Raw genomic sequence first — 16,955 nt, 5'->3', positions numbered from 1 at the left:
GTATAAAAGAATTGGATGTTTGCGTGTGTTTTTTTGTGCAAATTGTGTGGTAACCCCAACATTTAGTATAGAGCCAAAAAAAGAGTAGGGTTGATCAGTCCCCTACTCTTTTATCATAAGTCAGTCGACTTATTTTTCAATTGAAGCAACGACACCAGCGCCTACTGTACGTCCACCTTCACGGATTGAGAATTTAGTTCCTTCTTCAATCGCAATTGGGGAGATAAGCTCAACTGTCATTTCAACGTTGTCGCCAGGCATAACCATTTCTACACCTTCTGGAAGGTTGCAGATACCAGTTACGTCAGTTGTACGGAAGTAGAACTGAGGGCGGTAGTTAGTGAAGAATGGAGTATGACGTCCACCTTCTTCTTTGGATAGAACATAAACTTCAGATTTAAATTTAGTGTGTGGAGTGATTGTTCCAGGCTTAGCCAAAACTTGTCCACGTTGGATGTCTTCACGCGCAACCCCACGAAGAAGTGCACCAATGTTGTCTCCAGCTTCAGCATAGTCAAGAAGCTTACGGAACATTTCTACTCCAGTAACAGTTGTTTTCTTAGACTCTTCAGCAAGACCGATGATTTCTACTTCCTCACCGACTTTAACTTGTCCACGCTCAACACGGCCAGTAGCAACTGTTCCACGACCAGTGATAGAGAATACGTCCTCAACAGGCATCATGAATGGCTTGTCAGTTTCACGAGTTGGAGTTGGGATGTACTCGTCAACAGCGTCCATCAATTCAACGATTTTTTCTTCCCACTCTGCTTCTCCTTCAAGAGCTTTAAGAGCAGAACCTTTGATAACAGGAATGTCATCGCCAGGGAATTCATATTCAGAAAGAAGATCACGGATCTCCATTTCAACTAATTCAAGAAGTTCTTCATCGTCAACCATGTCACATTTGTTCATGAATACAACGATGTATGGAACACCTACTTGACGAGAAAGAAGGATGTGCTCACGAGTTTGTGGCATTGGGCCATCAGCAGCTGATACAACAAGGATAGCTCCGTCCATTTGCGCAGCACCAGTGATCATGTTTTTAACATAGTCAGCGTGTCCTGGGCAGTCAACGTGTGCATAGTGACGCTTTTCAGTTTCATATTCAATGTGAGAAGTAGAGATTGTGATTCCACGCTCTTTTTCTTCAGGAGCGTTGTCAACTTGGTCGTAAGACTTAGCTTCTCCACCCAATTTCTTAGAAAGAACAGTAGCAATAGCAGCAGTCAAAGTTGTTTTACCATGGTCAACGTGACCAATTGTACCAATATTCGCATGTTCTTTGGAACGATCAAATTTTTCCTTAGCCATTAGGAAATCCTCCTTTAATTTTAAAAAATAATAAGTATGGGTGAGCGCTTCAAAGAAGGATCTTTTTCCTCACTTTAAAGCTACCCGAATATCATCTATTAGTAGTTATACTTGATAGATGCAATAAAATCAATTATTCACCGCTATTTTTCTTGATGATCTCTTCAGCGATGGATTTTGGTACTTCTTCATAGTGGTCAAAGTGCATTGTGTAAGTACCGCGCCCTTGTGTATTGGAACGAAGGGATGTTGCATATCCGAACATTTCGGAAAGTGGAACAAATGCTTTAACCACTTGTGCGTTACCTCTCGCTTCCATACCTTCAACACGTCCACGACGAGATGTAACATCACCCATGATATCCCCAAGATATTCTTCAGGAACTACGACTTCAACTTTCATAAGTGGTTCAAGTAGGACAGGGTCACATTTCTTTGCCGCGTTTTTAAGTGCCATAGAGGCAGCAATCCTAAACGCCATCTCATTCGAGTCAACGTCATGGTAGGAACCATCATACAATTTTGCTTTGACATCAATCAGCGGATAACCTGCGATGACACCTTGATCCAGTGCATCTTCAAGTCCAGCTTGGACTGCAGGAATGTATTCACGTGGAACAACACCACCAACAATCGCATTTTCAAATTCAAAACCTTTTCCTTCTTCATTTGGAGAGAATTCAATCCAAACGTGCCCGAACTGTCCACGTCCACCTGATTGGCGAACGAACTTTCCTTCTACTTGGGCGGAAGAACGGAATGTTTCGCGGTAAGAAACCTGCGGAGCACCCACGTTGGCTTCTACTTTGAACTCACGCTTCATGCGGTCAACAAGGATATCAAGGTGAAGTTCACCCATACCCGAGATGACTACTTGGCCAGTTTCTGTGTTTGTTTCAGCGCGGAAAGTCGGGTCTTCTTCTTGCAATTTCGCAAGTGCAGTACCCATTTTGTCTTGGTCCGCTTTTGATTTTGGTTCGATAGCGACTGAAATAACCGGCTCAGGGAATTCCATAGACTCAAGAATTACAAGATTCTTTTCGTCACAAAGCGTATCACCTGTACCTGTATCTTTCAATCCTACCGCTGCCGCGATGTCACCGCTGTAAGCAGTAGAGATCTCTTCACGGTGGTTCGCATGCATTTGAAGGATACGTCCGATTCTTTCACGTTTCCCTTTAGTAGAGTTTTGAACGTAAGAACCAGACTCAAGAACGCCTGAGTACACGCGGAAGAAAGTCAAACGACCAACATAAGGGTCAGTCATTACTTTGAAAGCAAGAGCGGAAAATGGCTCTTTATCATCAGCATGACGCTCAAGTTCCTCGTCTGTACCAGGTACAATCCCTTTGATTGATTCAATATCTGTCGGAGCAGGCAAATAATCAACAACTGCATCCAGCACAGGCTGAACGCCTTTGTTTTTGAAAGCTGTTCCACAAAGTACAGGGTAGAATTCAACTTTCAAAGTTGCTGAACGGATTGCAGCCTTAAGCTCTTCGTTGGAGATTTCTTCTCCTTCGAGATATTTCATCATAAGCTCTTCATCAAAGTCTGCTACAGCCTCAATTAAGCTTGCACGCAGTTCTTCGGCTTGATCTTGAAGATCTTCCGGAATCTCTGATTCAGTAGCATCTAATACATCGCCCTCATAGATCCAAGCCTTCATTTCAACAAGGTCTACAATACCTCTAAAAGTATCCTCTGCCCCAATTGGAAGCTGAATTGGATGTGCATTGGCATCCAGACGATCATGAAGAGTTTTTACTGCATATAAAAAGTCCGCACCGATTTTATCCATTTTATTAACGAAAACAATTCGTGGAACTCCATAAGTTGTTGCCTGGCGCCAAACTGTTTCAGTTTGTGGTTCAACACCTGATTGGGCATCAAGAACTGTTACAGCTCCATCTAAAACCCTTAAGGAACGTTCAACTTCAACAGTGAAGTCTACGTGACCAGGAGTGTCAATAATATTGACGCGGTATCCTTTCCACTGTGCTGTTGTAGCAGCAGATGTAATTGTGATTCCACGCTCCTGCTCTTGTTCCATCCAGTCCATCTGGGAAGCACCTTCGTGAGTTTCGCCCACTTTGTGGATTCGCCCTGTATAGAAAAGGATGCGCTCGGTTGTCGTTGTTTTACCGGCATCAATATGAGCCATGATTCCGATATTACGAGTTTTTTCTAAGGAGAACTCTCTAGGCATCTCGTCTTTCTCCTTCCTAGTATATAAATAAAATAGTGATAATCTTACCAGCGATAGTGGGCAAATGCTTTGTTTGCCTCAGCCATTTTATGTGTATCTTCACGCTTCTTAACTGAAGCACCGCTGTTGTTTGCAGCATCTAGAATTTCATTGGCTAAACGCTCTTCCATGGTTTTTTCTCCACGAAGACGTGCGTAGTTCACTAACCAACGAAGACCTAATGTTGAACGACGTTCTGGACGAACTTCAACTGGCACTTGGTAGTTTGCTCCACCTACACGGCGAGCTCTTACTTCCAAGACCGGCATGATGTTTTTCAAAGCTTGGTCAAAGACCTCCATTGCGTCTTTACCGCTTCTTTCTTGAACTAGGTTAAATGCTGAATATAGGATAGATTGTGCTTTTCCTCTCTTACCGTCGATCATCAATTTGTTGATCAAACGAGTTACAAGCTTAGAGTTGTATAACGGATCAGGAAGCACGTCTCTTTTTGCGACTGGTCCTTTACGTGGCATTGGTGTTCCTCCTTTCACAAACAGTGAATAATATTACATTATTTTTTCTCTTTAGGGCGTTTTGTTCCATATTTAGAACGGCTTTGTGCACGGTTTTCAACACCAGCAGTGTCAAGTGCACCACGAACGATGTGATAACGTACACCCGGTAAGTCTTTAACACGTCCACCGCGAATCAATACAACGCTGTGCTCTTGAAGGTTATGTCCGATTCCAGGAATATAGGCAGTTACCTCAATTCCGTTCGTCAAACGAACACGAGCATATTTACGTAGTGCAGAGTTCGGTTTTTTAGGTGTCATTGTACCAACACGAGTACAAACGCCACGCTTTTGTGGAGAAGAAACGTTTGTGCTTGCTTTCTTGAAGCTATTGTACCCTTTGTTAAGTGCTGGAGAGTCAGAAGTAGTTACTTTTGACTTTCTTGGTTTGCGTACCAACTGATTAATTGTAGGCATTAATGTTTCCTCCTTTCCGGTTTTCTATAGACCCACACATCCAGGTGGTTCTTTTTAAAGCAAAAAAACAAGTTTTTGCGGACAACATACGCGTCCTCTGCAAAAACACCTTTAGTGAATGATGGCAACAGCTGCCGCACCTACATCAATACCGCATGCTTTGCCAAGTTTTTTCATGGAGTCGACTTTAGTAACGGGAACATCCAGTTCTTTCGCTGTACTTATGATGTTATCCGTAATCCTGGAGTCGGCATCCTGCGCAACGAAAACTTCCTTCGCATGACCTGATTTCAGAGCTCTTACTGTTTGCTTTGTTCCTATAATCAAATTTGCATCCTGCAATACTTTTTCATAAGACAATTTTACGCATCCTCCAAAGTAACAGGTTATTATGATAGGATCACCTTGAATATAGTATCATCTGGTATTTTTAATGTCAACAATAAAAGCGAATTTTGCTTAAGAAAATAAGCGCCCTGCTTAGCACTAGAAAGCACAAGTCGATTCTTGAGAAGGCAGTCCTTAGACCTTGAAAGGCTGGACAAAGCACTTTTTTTCAGAGAGATCTACCAAATTACATAAACTTTTCTTTATAAGAATCCGCCGGCAAAAACTGCCGGCGGCTCTACTGTTATTCTACGTTGACTGCATCGTCTTCTTCTTTCTTCAACACAGCACTCGCTCTTCTGTAGCGCTGCATTCCAGTTCCGGCAGGAACCAGTTTTCCAATAATGACGTTCTCTTTCAGGCCAAGCAACTCATCCCGCTTGCCTTTGATGGCAGCGTCTGTCAACACACGTGTTGTTTCTTGGAATGAAGCAGCTGACAAGAAGGAATCTGTCTCAAGCGATGCTTTTGTAATACCGAGCAATACCGGACGTCCGGTTGCAGGCTGGTTTCCTTCAAGCAACACTTTTTCGTTTGCATCCGTAAACTGGTGAATATCGAGTAATGTTCCCGGCAGTACATCGGTCTCTCCCGCGTCTGTTACTCTGACTTTCCGCAGCATCTGGCGAACCATCACTTCGATGTGCTTGTCGCCAATTTCAACCCCTTGCATGCGGTAAACCTTTTGTACCTCGAGTAAAAGATACTCTTGTACAGCAGCCACATCTTTGGCACGCAACAGTTCCTTCGGATCAATGGATCCTTCGGTCAATTCCTGTCCACGTTCCACTCGATCGTTCACTGCTACACGCAACCGAGCAGTATACGGCGCATTATATGATTTGCTTTCAATCTCGCCCTGTATGACAATTTCATGCTGACGATCCCTGCCCTCATTGATGGCAGTAACAACACCGCTGATTTCAGAGATAACTGCCTGCCCTTTCGGATTACGGGCTTCGAACAATTCCTGAATACGCGGAAGACCTTGCGTGATATCGTCTCCAGCTACCCCGCCGGTGTGGAAGGTTCTCATCGTAAGCTGTGTACCTGGCTCTCCAATTGACTGAGCGGCAATGATTCCTACCGCTTCACCAACATCTACTACTGAACCAGTTGCCAGATTGCGACCGTAGCATTTTTTACAAACACCATGGCGCGTATTACATGTGAACGCCGAACGAATCCAGACTTTGTCGATTCCTGCGCTGACAATTTCTCTCGCCGTATCCTCCGTAATCAGGTTGTTCTCTTCAATAATAGTTTCCCCTGTTTCAGGATGAACAATCTTTTTGCGAGTAAAGCGTCCAATCAGTCTTTCTTCCAAAGGCTCGATTTCTTCTGTGCCATCTTTTAGCGATGAAACAAGTAGGCCTCTGTCAGTACCACAGTCGTCCTCACGGACAATTACATCCTGCGCCACATCTACCAGCCTTCTTGTCAAGTAACCTGAATCGGCTGTTTTCAGAGCGGTATCCGCCAATCCTTTACGCGCTCCGTGGGTAGAGATAAAGTACTCGAGTACTGTCAATCCTTCCCGGAAGCTTGATTTGATTGGAAGTTCGATGATCCGCCCAGCCGGGTTGGCCATGAGTCCACGCATACCCGCCAACTGTGTGAAGTTGGAAGGGTTACCCCTCGCACCAGAGTCACTCATCATGTAAATCGGGTTGAGGTTTTCTAAGGATTGCATCAACCTATCCTGAATTTCGTCTTTTGCGGCACTCCAGATGGAAATGACGCGGTCATAACGCTCTTCATCTGTGATGAGACCTCTCTTGAACTGCTTCAGGACATTGTCAACTTTAGTCTGAGCTTCCTCAAGAATAGTTTCTTTCTCTGCAAGAACCACGATATCAGATACTCCAACCGTAATTCCCGCTTTAGTTGAATATTTGAAACCAAGATTCTTCATGCTATCAAGCATTTTGGATGTCTCAGTAATCTGGAATCTTTTAAAGATCTCCGCAATAACATTCCCGAGAATCTTCTTCTTAAATGGTTTAACCAGCGGTTGTTTCTTAATAAATTCTGCAACATTCTCTGTTGTATCAACAAAATACTTTTCTGGCGTATTTAGTTCCAAATTCTCTTTCGTCGGTTCATTGATGTATGGGAACGAAGTTGGCAAAATTTCATTAAAAATAATTTTACCCATAGTCGTTACCAACAATTTTTTACGCTGTTCCTCAGAGAATCTTTCATTTGGCAGAGAATCTACATGAATTGCAATCCGTGAATGCAGGTGGATATACCCGTTATAATACGCCAAAAGCGCCTCATCTGCATTGCCGAATACCATACCCTCTCCTGTAGCATCTTCGCGCTCCAGTGTCAGATAATAGTTCCCGAGAACCATATCCTGAGAAGGTGTAACAACTGGCTTGCCATCTCTTGGGTTCAAGATGTTCTGTGCTGCCAGCATCAAAAGCCTTGCTTCTGCTTGAGCTTCAGCAGATAACGGAACATGGACAGCCATTTGGTCACCGTCAAAGTCCGCATTATAAGCCGTACATACAAGCGGATGAAGGCGGATTGCCCTTCCTTCAACAAGAGTTGGTTCAAACGCCTGAATTCCCAGCCTGTGCAACGTCGGTGCACGGTTTAAAAGCACTGGGTGTTCACGGATGACCTCTTCTAGTACATCCCAAACCTCCGGATGAACACGTTCGATTTTACGCTTGGCGCTTTTAATATTATGAGCCAAGCCTTTTTCTACGAGTTCTTTCATAACAAATGGTTTGAACAATTCCAAAGCCATCTCTTTTGGAAGTCCGCATTGATACATCTTCAGACTTGGTCCAACGACGATAACAGAACGGCCTGAATAGTCTACCCGCTTACCAAGCAAGTTTTGACGGAAACGCCCTTGCTTACCCTTCAGCATATGTGAGAGGGATTTGAGCGGACGATTTCCAGGTCCTGTAACCGGACGGCCTCTTCGTCCATTATCAATGAGAGCATCAACAGCTTCCTGAAGCATCCGCTTTTCATTTTGGACGATGATGCCAGGAGCTCCAAGATCCAAGAGTCTTTTCAGACGGTTGTTCCGGTTAATTACACGACGATATAAATCGTTCAGATCCGATGTAGCGAACCTGCCTCCCTCGAGTTGAACCATTGGGCGTAATTCCGGAGGAATAACAGGAAGTACATCAAGCACCATCCAATCCGGATGATTTCCGGAGTGACGGAAAGCTTCTAGCACCTCAAGCCTTCTGATAGCGCGTGTACGCCGCTGGCCTTGCGCTGTTTTGAGCTCTTCTTTCAAGATCTCAACTTCTTTGTCAAGATCTATGTCTTGCAGAAGCTTTTTAATAGCCTCCGCTCCCATTCCAGCACTGAAAGTTGAACCGTACTTTTCACGATAAGCACGATATTCCCTTTCAGATAAAAGCTGTTTCTTCTCAAGCGTAGTGTCTGCAGGATCTGTCACTACATAAGAAGCGAAATAAATAATTTCTTCCAAAGCCCGGGGGGACATATCCAATAGAAGTCCCATCCGGCTTGGAATTCCTTTGAAGTACCAGATGTGAGAAACAGGAGCAGCCAGTTCAATGTGCCCCATGCGTTCACGGCGGACTTTTGCTCTGGTCACTTCCACACCGCATCGGTCACAAACGACGCCTTTATATCGCACTCGTTTGTATTTTCCACAGTGGCATTCCCAGTCTTTAGTCGGACCAAAGATCCGCTCGCAGAAAAGACCGTCCTTCTCTGGCTTTAAAGTTCTATAGTTAATTGTTTCCGGTTTTTTTACTTCACCAAAAGACCATGAACGGATCTTATCAGGTGAAGCAAGACCGATTTTCATATACTCGAAGTTATTTACATCCAGCAAGGGGCCTACCTCCCTTTTCATATACAGGTTTTACCCTAATTGCCTTATCTGACATCATTTACTCCTTTGTAGCAGCTGTTTCTTCCACTTTAGTTTCAGGAGCAATGTTCAATGTGTCTGCCTGGTGAAGATCATCATCGTCCTCAAGCTCGCGCATCTCAATTTCCTGTTCGTCCCCGGACAGGATTTTAACATCCATTCCAAGGCTTTGCAGTTCTTTGATCAGAACCTTAAATGATTCTGGAACACCCGGTTCTGGGACGTTTTCGCCTTTGACAATTGCTTCATATGTTTTTACACGTCCAACAACATCGTCAGATTTTACAGTAAGGATTTCTTGAAGAGTGTATGCTGCACCGTATGCTTCAAGCGCCCATACTTCCATCTCCCCGAAACGCTGACCGCCAAACTGGGCTTTACCACCAAGCGGCTGCTGAGTAACGAGTGAGTAAGGACCTGTAGAACGGGCATGCAGCTTATCATCAACCATATGCGCAAGTTTCAGCATATACATGACACCCACGGAGACACGGTTATCAAAAGCTTCTCCTGTTCGTCCGTCATAAAGGACCGTTTTCGCATCAGAAGCCATGCCGGCTTCTTCAATCGTTGCCCATACATCCTCTTCGGTTGCACCGTCAAATACTGGAGATGCCATGTGCAGTCCCAAGTATCTCGCGGCCATACCCAAGTGTAGTTCAAGCACCTGACCGATGTTCATCCTTGAAGGAACCCCAAGTGGGTTAAGCATGACATCAATAGGTGTGCCGTCAGGCATGTATGGCATATCCTCTTCCGGAAGAATACGGGAGATAACCCCTTTGTTACCGTGGCGTCCCGCCATTTTGTCCCCTTCGGAAATTTTCCTTTTCTGAACAATATATACACGGACAAGCTGGTTCACACCTGGAGAAAGCTCGTCGCCGTCTTCACGGTTGAACACTTTTACATCCAAGACGATTCCGCCGCCGCCATGAGGCACTCGGAGGGAAGTATCCCGGACTTCACGTGCTTTTTCACCAAAGATAGCGTGAAGCAGGCGCTCTTCAGCTGTCAGCTCCGTTACACCTTTTGGTGTTACTTTTCCGACGAGCAAGTCGCCATCCTTGACTTCCGCACCAATCCGGATGATTCCGCGCTCATCAAGGTTTTTAAGAGCATCTTCCCCAACGTTTGGAATGTCTCTTGTCATTTCTTCAGGACCAAGTTTTGTATCCCTGGCTTCTGATTCATATTCTTCAATATGAATCGATGTATAAACATCATCTTTTACAAGTCTTTCACTCATGATGATCGCATCTTCGTAGTTATAGCCTTCCCATGTCATAAATCCTACGAGGACGTTTCGGCCAAGTGCCAATTCCCCTTGATCCATGGATGGGCCGTCTGAAAGGATTTCACCTTTGACAACACGGTTGCCTACACTTACGATTGGGCGCTGGTTATAGCAGGTTCCTTGATTGGAACGGACAAACTTTTGCAGGCGGTATTTATCAAGATCACCTTTTACTTCCTGCCCATCAATTTCCTGAATTCTACGCACCCATACTTCTCGCGCCTCAATGTGTTCCACGACACCATTATGCTTGCAGATTACAGCAGAACCTGAATCCTTCGCGGATACATATTCCATTCCAGTACCTACAAGCGGTGCTTCCGGCTGCATGAGAGGAACGGCCTGTCTCTGCATGTTCGCTCCCATTAGGGCACGGTTGGAGTCATCGTTTTCCAAGAATGGAATACATGCTGTTGCAGCAGACACAACCTGCTTAGGAGAAACGTCCATGTAGTCAATTCGATCTCTTCTAATCACGGTGTTTTCTCCACGGAAACGAGCAATGACTTCGTCATTTTCGAAAGTGCCTTCCTCTGTCAATGGAGCATTTGCCTGCGCGACAACGTAATTATCTTCTTCGTCTGCAGTTAAATAGTCAATTTGGGAAGTTACTCTGCCTGTTTCAGGGTCAACACGACGGTAAGGTGTTTCAATAAAACCGAAGCGATTCACCTTCGCAAAAGTGGACAGCGAGTTGATCAATCCAATGTTTGGACCCTCCGGTGTCTCGATCGGACACATACGTCCATAGTGTGAATAGTGGACGTCCCGAACTTCCATTCCAGCACGTTCACGAGTCAAACCACCTGGTCCAAGAGCAGATAATCTTCGCTTATGAGTCAATTCCGCCAATGGATTCGTCTGGTCCATAAACTGTGACAACTGGGAGCTTCCAAAGAATTCTTTAATGGATGCAATAACCGGACGGATATTGATCAATTGTTGTGGAGTGATTGTGTTGATGTCTTGGATCGACATCCGCTCACGAACAACCCTCTCCATACGAGACAATCCAATTCTGAACTGGTTTTGAAGCAGTTCTCCGACAGAACGAAGACGGCGGTTACCCAAATGGTCGATATCATCTGTATCACCGACTCCATAAAGAAGGTCAAAGAAATAGCTGATGGAAGCAATGATATCGGCAGGTGTAATATTCTTAATTTCTTCCTCTATGAAAGAATTACCGATGACATTGATTTCTTTTTCCTCATCGTCATGCGGAGCATATATTTTAATAGTTTGAACGGTAATGTCTTCTTCTAGCACACCGCCATTATTGTTATATGTTTTGAATCCTGCGCCTTTTTCAAGGTAAGGAATCAATTTGTCCAATGTGCGGCGGTCGAGTAGAGTACCTTTTTCCGCAATAATTTCACCGGTTTCCGGATCAGCCAAGGTTTCTGCCAATCGTTGACCAAAAAGACGATTTTTAATATGAAGCTTTTTGTTAATTTTATAGCGTCCAACGTTGGCTAAATCGTATCTTTTCGGATCGAAAAAGCGCGAAACAAGAAGGCTTTTCGCATTCTCAACTGTCGGAGGTTCACCTGGACGAAGACGTTCATAGATTTCAAGCAACGCTTTTTCAGCGCTCTCTGTGTTATCTTTTTCCAGAGTATTGCGGAGATACTCATTATCTCCTATTAATTCGATGATTTCTTGATCAGAACCAAAACCCAGTGCACGCAAAAGAACCGTTACCGGCAGTTTCCTCGTCCGGTCGATACGGACATACACAACATCTTTCGCATCTGTTTCATATTCCAGCCATGCGCCACGGTTCGGAATGACAGTGGCAGTGAAGCCTTTCTTGCCATTCTTATCAATCTTAGCGCTGTAATAAACACTTGGAGAACGCACCAGCTGTGAAACTATGACACGCTCTGCCCCATTGATGATGAATGTTCCCATTTCTGTCATCAGCGGGAAGTCTCCCATGAACACATCCTGGTCTTTAACTTCGCCAGTCTCTTTATTTAAAAGACGCAGTTTAACGCGAAGTGGAGCGGAATATGTGGCATCGCGCTCTTTAGATTCTTCCACAGAATATTTTGGTTCACCGAGACTATAATCGATAAATTCCAATGATAGATTCCCGGCGAAATCTTCAATTGGGGAGATGTCCTGAAACATTTCCTTTAAGCCCTCATCAAGAAACCATTGATAAGAGGAAGATTGAATTTCAATAAGGTTTGGCAGTTCCAATACTTCACTGATCCTAGCAAAGCTTCTGCGCTGGCGGTGCCGTCCATACTGAACAAGTTGACCTGTCAACTGATTCACCCCTCAAAAATCATGCATTTTATTCATTCTATCCGCTCTAATCAAGCAGGATACGAATCATCAGACAAAAAGAAAAATGGTTTTACTTTGAAAACCACAATTTCCCGAGACGAACCTATATTAAATAATTTTTCCCATAATAACCAATAAATATACAACTATTAGCTTTTTTATGGAAAGCATGGTATTAGCATCTTACAATATTAGCACAAGAGTCAAAGAGATGCAAACTTTTTTGATTGAAAAATATAATAGCCTTTTTTCTTACCCGTAGTCTGGACCTGGCTAAAGATATCTTCCAATTTTGCTTTTGTGGAAGGGGCGCCCTGTTTTTTCTGAATCACAATCCACAGTTCTCCATTATCGGCGAGATGACGAAAGGCATTTTCGAACATATTAAAGATGACCTGTTTTCCGGCCCTGATAGGCGGGTTGATCAATATGGCTGCGAAGCCTTTTTCTTCAACACTTTGAAAGCTGTCACTTTCATAGATTTTCACATTTTCAATCTGATTGGCAGCTGCATTTTCTTTCGCCAAGCCAATCGCACGTTCATTAATATCAGCCATGTGGATCATTCTCTCTGGGAAGTCCTTGGCAAGACTTAGCCCGATAGGACCATAGCCGCATCCCAGGTCAAGCAAAGGACCATCTAAATCCGGCATTACAAAAGTATCTATCAAAAGCCGAGAACCAAAATCTACCTCTTGCTTTGAAAAAACACCATGGTCTGTCTTGAAACGAAAAGAATGATTCCGTAACCTCGCATCCCAATAAATAGGGTCACTGCCCACTTCAGGTTTACGCGAATAATAATGCTCTGTCATAGCAACCTCCGATTGATAAGAAACGTCGAAAAATAGGAGCTTATGCTTTTTTCATTATCTAGTGACACACAGATGCTGCGAATTGGCGCTTTCTTGGTCACCATGTTTCTCTTGGCGTTTACACATTTCTAGTAAAAGTGCGAAAAAAGCCCGCCTAATAAAAGCGAGCTTTTCCATCAATACATCATTACTTAACTTCGACTTCTGCTCCAACTTCTTCAAGTTTCGCTTTAAGCTCTTCAGCTTCTTCTTTAGATGCGCCTTCTTTGATTGGTTTAGGAGCGTTATCAACAAGCTCTTTTGCTTCTTTCAAGCCAAGGCCTGTAGCTTCACGAACAGCTTTGATAACTTTGATTTTTTGTGCACCAGCGCTGGCAAGAATTACATCGAATTCTGTTTTCTCTGCACCAGCATCTGCAGCAGCAGCTCCACCAGCAACAGCTACAGGAGCAGCAGCAGTTACGCCGAATTCTTCTTCAATTGCTTTTACAAGATCGTTAAGCTCAAGAACTGTCATTTCTTTGACAGCTTCAATGATTTGTTCTTTCGTCATGATTTATTCCTCCAGATTTTTTAAAATTTTATATGGCTATGGCCAGTTTACGCTTCTTCTTTTTGGTCAGCAACAGCTTTAGTTGCAAGTGCGAAGTTACGCATTGGAGCTTGAAGAACGCTAAGCAACATGGAAAGCAATCCTTCGCGGGAAGGAAGACTTGCAAGCGCCTTGATTTCCTCAACTGTAGCAACGTTTCCTTCGATGACACCTGCTTTAATTTCTAAAGCTTCGTGACCTTTTGCGAAATCATTCAAGATTTTCGCAGGGGCAACGACATCCTCAGTGCTGAATGCAATCGCATTTGGTCCTACAAGCTGTTCGTTAAGTTCAGCAAGACCTGCTTCCTCAGCCGCACGGCGTGTCATAGAGTTTTTGTAAACTTTGTATTCAACACCTGCTTCACGAAGCTGTTTGCGAAGCTCAGTCACCTCAGCTACATTCAAACCACGGTAGTCTACGATAACAGTAGATACACTAGCTTTCATTTTGCCTGCAATTTCTTCAACGATTTGTTTCTTTTGCTCAATTACTTTGCTCATCCTTACACCTCCCAATTCTCAGATGAACATTCATACCGGATAAATATAAAAAACCTCCAGGCAATAGACATGGAGGTTTTGCGTTCAATCTGTGCAAACAGATTGAATATAATATATCGCAATGACCTCGGCGGGAAATTAAGCTCCGTGGAGCACCTGCTGTCTACGGTACAAATGTTATTTTTCAACTTTTATATTTTATCAACAAGATAAAATGTTGTCAACTTATGCTTTCACAGTTACTGTTGAAGGATCCACTTTGATTCCAGGTCCCATCGTAGATGTGACGGAAACATTTTTCATGAATGTCCCTTTAGCAGCTGCTGGTTTAGCTTTTAAAATTGTATCAAATATTGTTGTAAAGTTTTCTTGAAGTTTTTCGTCTTCAAAGGAAACTTTTCCAATTGGCACATGGATAATACCAGCTTTATCCAAACGGTATTCCACTTTACCTGCTTTGATTTCATTTACAGCTTTTTCAACATCAAATGTAACTGTACCTGTTTTCGGGTTAGGCATTAGACCTTTTGGCCCAAGCGTACGTCCGAGTTTACCAACTTCACCCATCATGTCTGGAGTAGCAACAACTACATCAAAGTCAAACCAACCTTGGTTAATTTTGTTGATGAATTCTGCATCTCCTACATAATCAGCACCAGCGGCTTCAGCCTCTTTCGCTTTTTCCCCTTTTGCAAAAACAAGGACACGTTGAGTTTTTCCAGTACCGTTAGGTAGTACAACCGCGCCACGGATTTGTTGGTCCGCTTTTTTCGGGTCTACTCCAAGACGGAATGCTGCTTCAACAGTAGCGTCAAACTTAGCAAAGTCTGTTTTTTTGACAAGTTCAATTGCTTCATTGATTGCATAAGCTTTTGAACGGTCGACAAGCTTTAAAGCTTCGAGATATTTCTTGCCTTTCTTAGCCATCATTAATCCTCCTATATTGTGGTTTTAGCGGAAAAACCTCCCACGAATAAAGGTTGCAGGGTACAAGAATGCAGCTCTGCAACCTCCTAAACGATCAGTCTTCGATCTTAATTCCCATACTGCGTGCAGTGCCTTCAACCATTTGCATAGCTGCTTCAACACTTGCTGCATTTAGGTCAGGCATTTTTGTTTCAGCGATTTCACGTACTTTATCGCGTTTTACGGTAGCAACCGACTTTTTATTCGGTTCTCCGGAACCTGATTCAATGCCAGCCGCTTTCTTCAATAGAACAGCCGCAGGCGGAGTTTTAGTAATGAAAGTAAAGGATCTGTCTTCAAACACAGTAATTTCAACCGGAATAATCAATCCCGCTTGATCTGATGTACGAGCATTGAACTCCTTACAGAATCCCATGATATTTACACCTGCTTGACCCAATGCCGGTCCAACTGGTGGAGCTGGGTTTGCTTTACCCGCAGGAATTTGAAGTTTTACTACTTTGATAACTTTTTTAGCCACGAGACACACCTCCTTAAGTCCGTGATGTGGTAATAGGGGGTCTTTCCCCTCCCACTCATCTTCTAGAACATCTCTTACGAGATCTAACCTTAAAAATATTATCACTTTTGATGTCAAAAAACAAGTTGTTTTATGTTATTTTTTCAATTTGAGCAAAGTCAAGTTCAACAGGGGTTTCACGTCCGAACATATTCACAAGCACTCTCGCTTTACCCTTGTCCAAATCTAGCGAATCAATTTTACCCGTATATTCAGCAAACGGCCCTTCTTTCACTGTTACGGATTCGCCTTCTTCAAATTGCACATCGATAGGAGTCTTCTCCACGCCCATTCTTTTTAATATATAATTGATCTCTTCTGGCAAAAGTGGAGTCGGTTTAGAACCAGATCCTGCAGATCCGACAAATCCCGTTACTCCTGGAGTGTTCCTTACGACGTACCAAGAATCATCCGTCATGATGAGCTCAACTAGTACATACCCAGGGAAAACCTTTTTCTTAACTGTTTTTGTCTTTCCATTTTTCGTGGCTGTTTCTTCATCTTCTGGAACAATAACGCGGAAAATCTTATCTTGCATCCCCATGGATTCTACTCTTTTTTCAAGATTTGTTTTCACCTTGTTTTCGTATCCGGAATATGTGTGGACAACGTACCAATTTTTTTCCATTGAGCAGGACTGTATGTCCTTCCCTCCCTATTTAATCTAAATTTTATCTCCGACGGACAGACTGTCGCATCATGAGGCCTTCATTGCCGTGTTTCCTTTATCTCATTAGTGGAGTGCTCCAGTGTTTAGCTTTAGACGGCAGGAGTTCAAGGTCGCCCCTAAACGGCCGTCTTCCACAATTCCAGTTTGTACGTCGCTAAACGGCGCTTATGCTTTTCTTTAAGCAAATGAAAAAACCCGTTAACCGGGCTTTTTTTGAAAATACGGCGGCATCTTTATTGTTCTTATATTATACCACGAGCAGCAGGCTAATATACAAATTTATCAAATAAAAGTCAGTTGTTTTATAGATCTAGAAAGAACCGAACAGTTCTAGAAATTCCCAGATCGACAAGCGCAAAAAATAGAGCAAGTATCACGACTGTTGTGACAACCGTTATGGTGTATCCTACAAGTTCTTTCCGCTTCGGCCAGCTCACCTTTCTCATTTCCGAGCCGACATTGCGGAAAAATTGAGTTATGCTTGACATGATCGAACCTCCAACATCTGTAAATGAACGGACTTCTTTT

The 16,955-nt window shown here is 43.5% G+C and carries 14 protein-coding genes and 1 other annotated feature; all 14 genes read right to left on the bottom strand.

Annotated features, from left to right (window positions below):
* Window positions 1-129 precede the first annotated feature (129 nt).
* The gene (gene tuf / locus H9631_RS18995) at window positions 130-1,317 is read right to left on the bottom strand and encodes an elongation factor Tu (protein ID WP_191815598.1); all 1,188 of its coding nucleotides are present in this window, start codon (window positions 1,315-1,317) and stop codon (window positions 130-132) included.
* Between the two features lie 133 nt (window positions 1,318-1,450).
* Window positions 1,451-3,526, bottom strand: coding sequence for an elongation factor G (gene fusA, locus H9631_RS18990; RefSeq protein ID WP_191815597.1), 2,076 nt, complete (start codon window positions 3,524-3,526; stop codon window positions 1,451-1,453).
* Window positions 3,527-3,570: 44 nt separating this feature from the next.
* A complete protein-coding gene (gene rpsG, locus H9631_RS18985) occupies window positions 3,571-4,041 on the bottom strand; it encodes a 30S ribosomal protein S7 (RefSeq protein ID WP_120118041.1) in 471 nt (156 codons plus the stop codon).
* Window positions 4,042-4,079: 38 nt separating this feature from the next.
* Entirely contained in the window at window positions 4,080-4,499 is a 420-nt protein-coding gene (gene rpsL, locus H9631_RS18980) for a 30S ribosomal protein S12 (RefSeq protein ID WP_018708722.1), read from the bottom strand.
* Window positions 4,500-4,610: 111 nt separating this feature from the next.
* Window positions 4,611-4,859 carry a 50S ribosomal protein L7ae-like protein gene (locus tag H9631_RS18975; protein WP_191815596.1) on the bottom strand — a complete coding sequence of 83 codons (249 nt, stop codon included), beginning with the start codon at window positions 4,857-4,859 and terminating at the stop codon, window positions 4,611-4,613.
* A gap of 271 nt (window positions 4,860-5,130) precedes the next feature.
* Entirely contained in the window at window positions 5,131-8,727 is a 3,597-nt protein-coding gene (rpoC, locus tag H9631_RS18970) for a DNA-directed RNA polymerase subunit beta' (RefSeq protein ID WP_191815595.1), read from the bottom strand.
* A gap of 58 nt (window positions 8,728-8,785) precedes the next feature.
* Window positions 8,786-12,340 (bottom strand): DNA-directed RNA polymerase subunit beta, encoded by a 3,555-nt coding sequence (gene rpoB / locus H9631_RS18965; protein WP_191815593.1) that lies wholly within the window; start codon window positions 12,338-12,340, stop codon window positions 8,786-8,788.
* A gap of 224 nt (window positions 12,341-12,564) precedes the next feature.
* Window positions 12,565-13,176 carry a class I SAM-dependent methyltransferase gene (locus H9631_RS18960; RefSeq protein ID WP_191815592.1) on the bottom strand — a complete coding sequence of 204 codons (612 nt, stop codon included), beginning with the start codon at window positions 13,174-13,176 and terminating at the stop codon, window positions 12,565-12,567.
* A gap of 187 nt (window positions 13,177-13,363) precedes the next feature.
* Window positions 13,364-13,729, bottom strand: coding sequence for a 50S ribosomal protein L7/L12 (gene rplL / locus H9631_RS18955; protein WP_191815591.1), 366 nt, complete (start codon window positions 13,727-13,729; stop codon window positions 13,364-13,366).
* A gap of 47 nt (window positions 13,730-13,776) precedes the next feature.
* Window positions 13,777-14,271 carry a 50S ribosomal protein L10 gene (gene rplJ, locus H9631_RS18950; RefSeq protein WP_191815590.1) on the bottom strand — a complete coding sequence of 165 codons (495 nt, stop codon included), beginning with the start codon at window positions 14,269-14,271 and terminating at the stop codon, window positions 13,777-13,779.
* Between the two features lie 37 nt (window positions 14,272-14,308).
* Window positions 14,309-14,458: a sequence feature (ribosomal protein L10 leader region), on the bottom strand.
* A 38-nt stretch (window positions 14,459-14,496) separates the two neighbouring features.
* Window positions 14,497-15,198, bottom strand: coding sequence for a 50S ribosomal protein L1 (rplA, locus tag H9631_RS18945; protein ID WP_191815589.1), 702 nt, complete (start codon window positions 15,196-15,198; stop codon window positions 14,497-14,499).
* 94 nt (window positions 15,199-15,292) lie between these two features.
* On the bottom strand, window positions 15,293-15,718 hold the full coding sequence (gene rplK / locus H9631_RS18940) for a 50S ribosomal protein L11 (protein WP_018708714.1): 426 nt from the start codon (window positions 15,716-15,718) through the stop codon (window positions 15,293-15,295).
* A 130-nt stretch (window positions 15,719-15,848) separates the two neighbouring features.
* Window positions 15,849-16,385 (bottom strand): transcription termination/antitermination protein NusG, encoded by a 537-nt coding sequence (nusG, locus tag H9631_RS18935; protein ID WP_191815588.1) that lies wholly within the window; start codon window positions 16,383-16,385, stop codon window positions 15,849-15,851.
* Window positions 16,386-16,729: 344 nt separating this feature from the next.
* Entirely contained in the window at window positions 16,730-16,915 is a 186-nt protein-coding gene (gene secE / locus H9631_RS18930) for a preprotein translocase subunit SecE (RefSeq protein ID WP_120118051.1), read from the bottom strand.
* Window positions 16,916-16,955: the final 40 nt, after the last annotated feature.

The organism is Bacillus norwichensis (assembly GCF_014836955.1).
In the GTDB taxonomy this organism is placed as follows: Bacteria; Bacillota; Bacilli; order Bacillales; family Bacillaceae_C; genus Siminovitchia; species Siminovitchia norwichensis.
The sequence above is the reverse complement of the archived record's forward strand: the minus strand, read 5'-3'. Positions and strand labels throughout refer to the sequence as shown.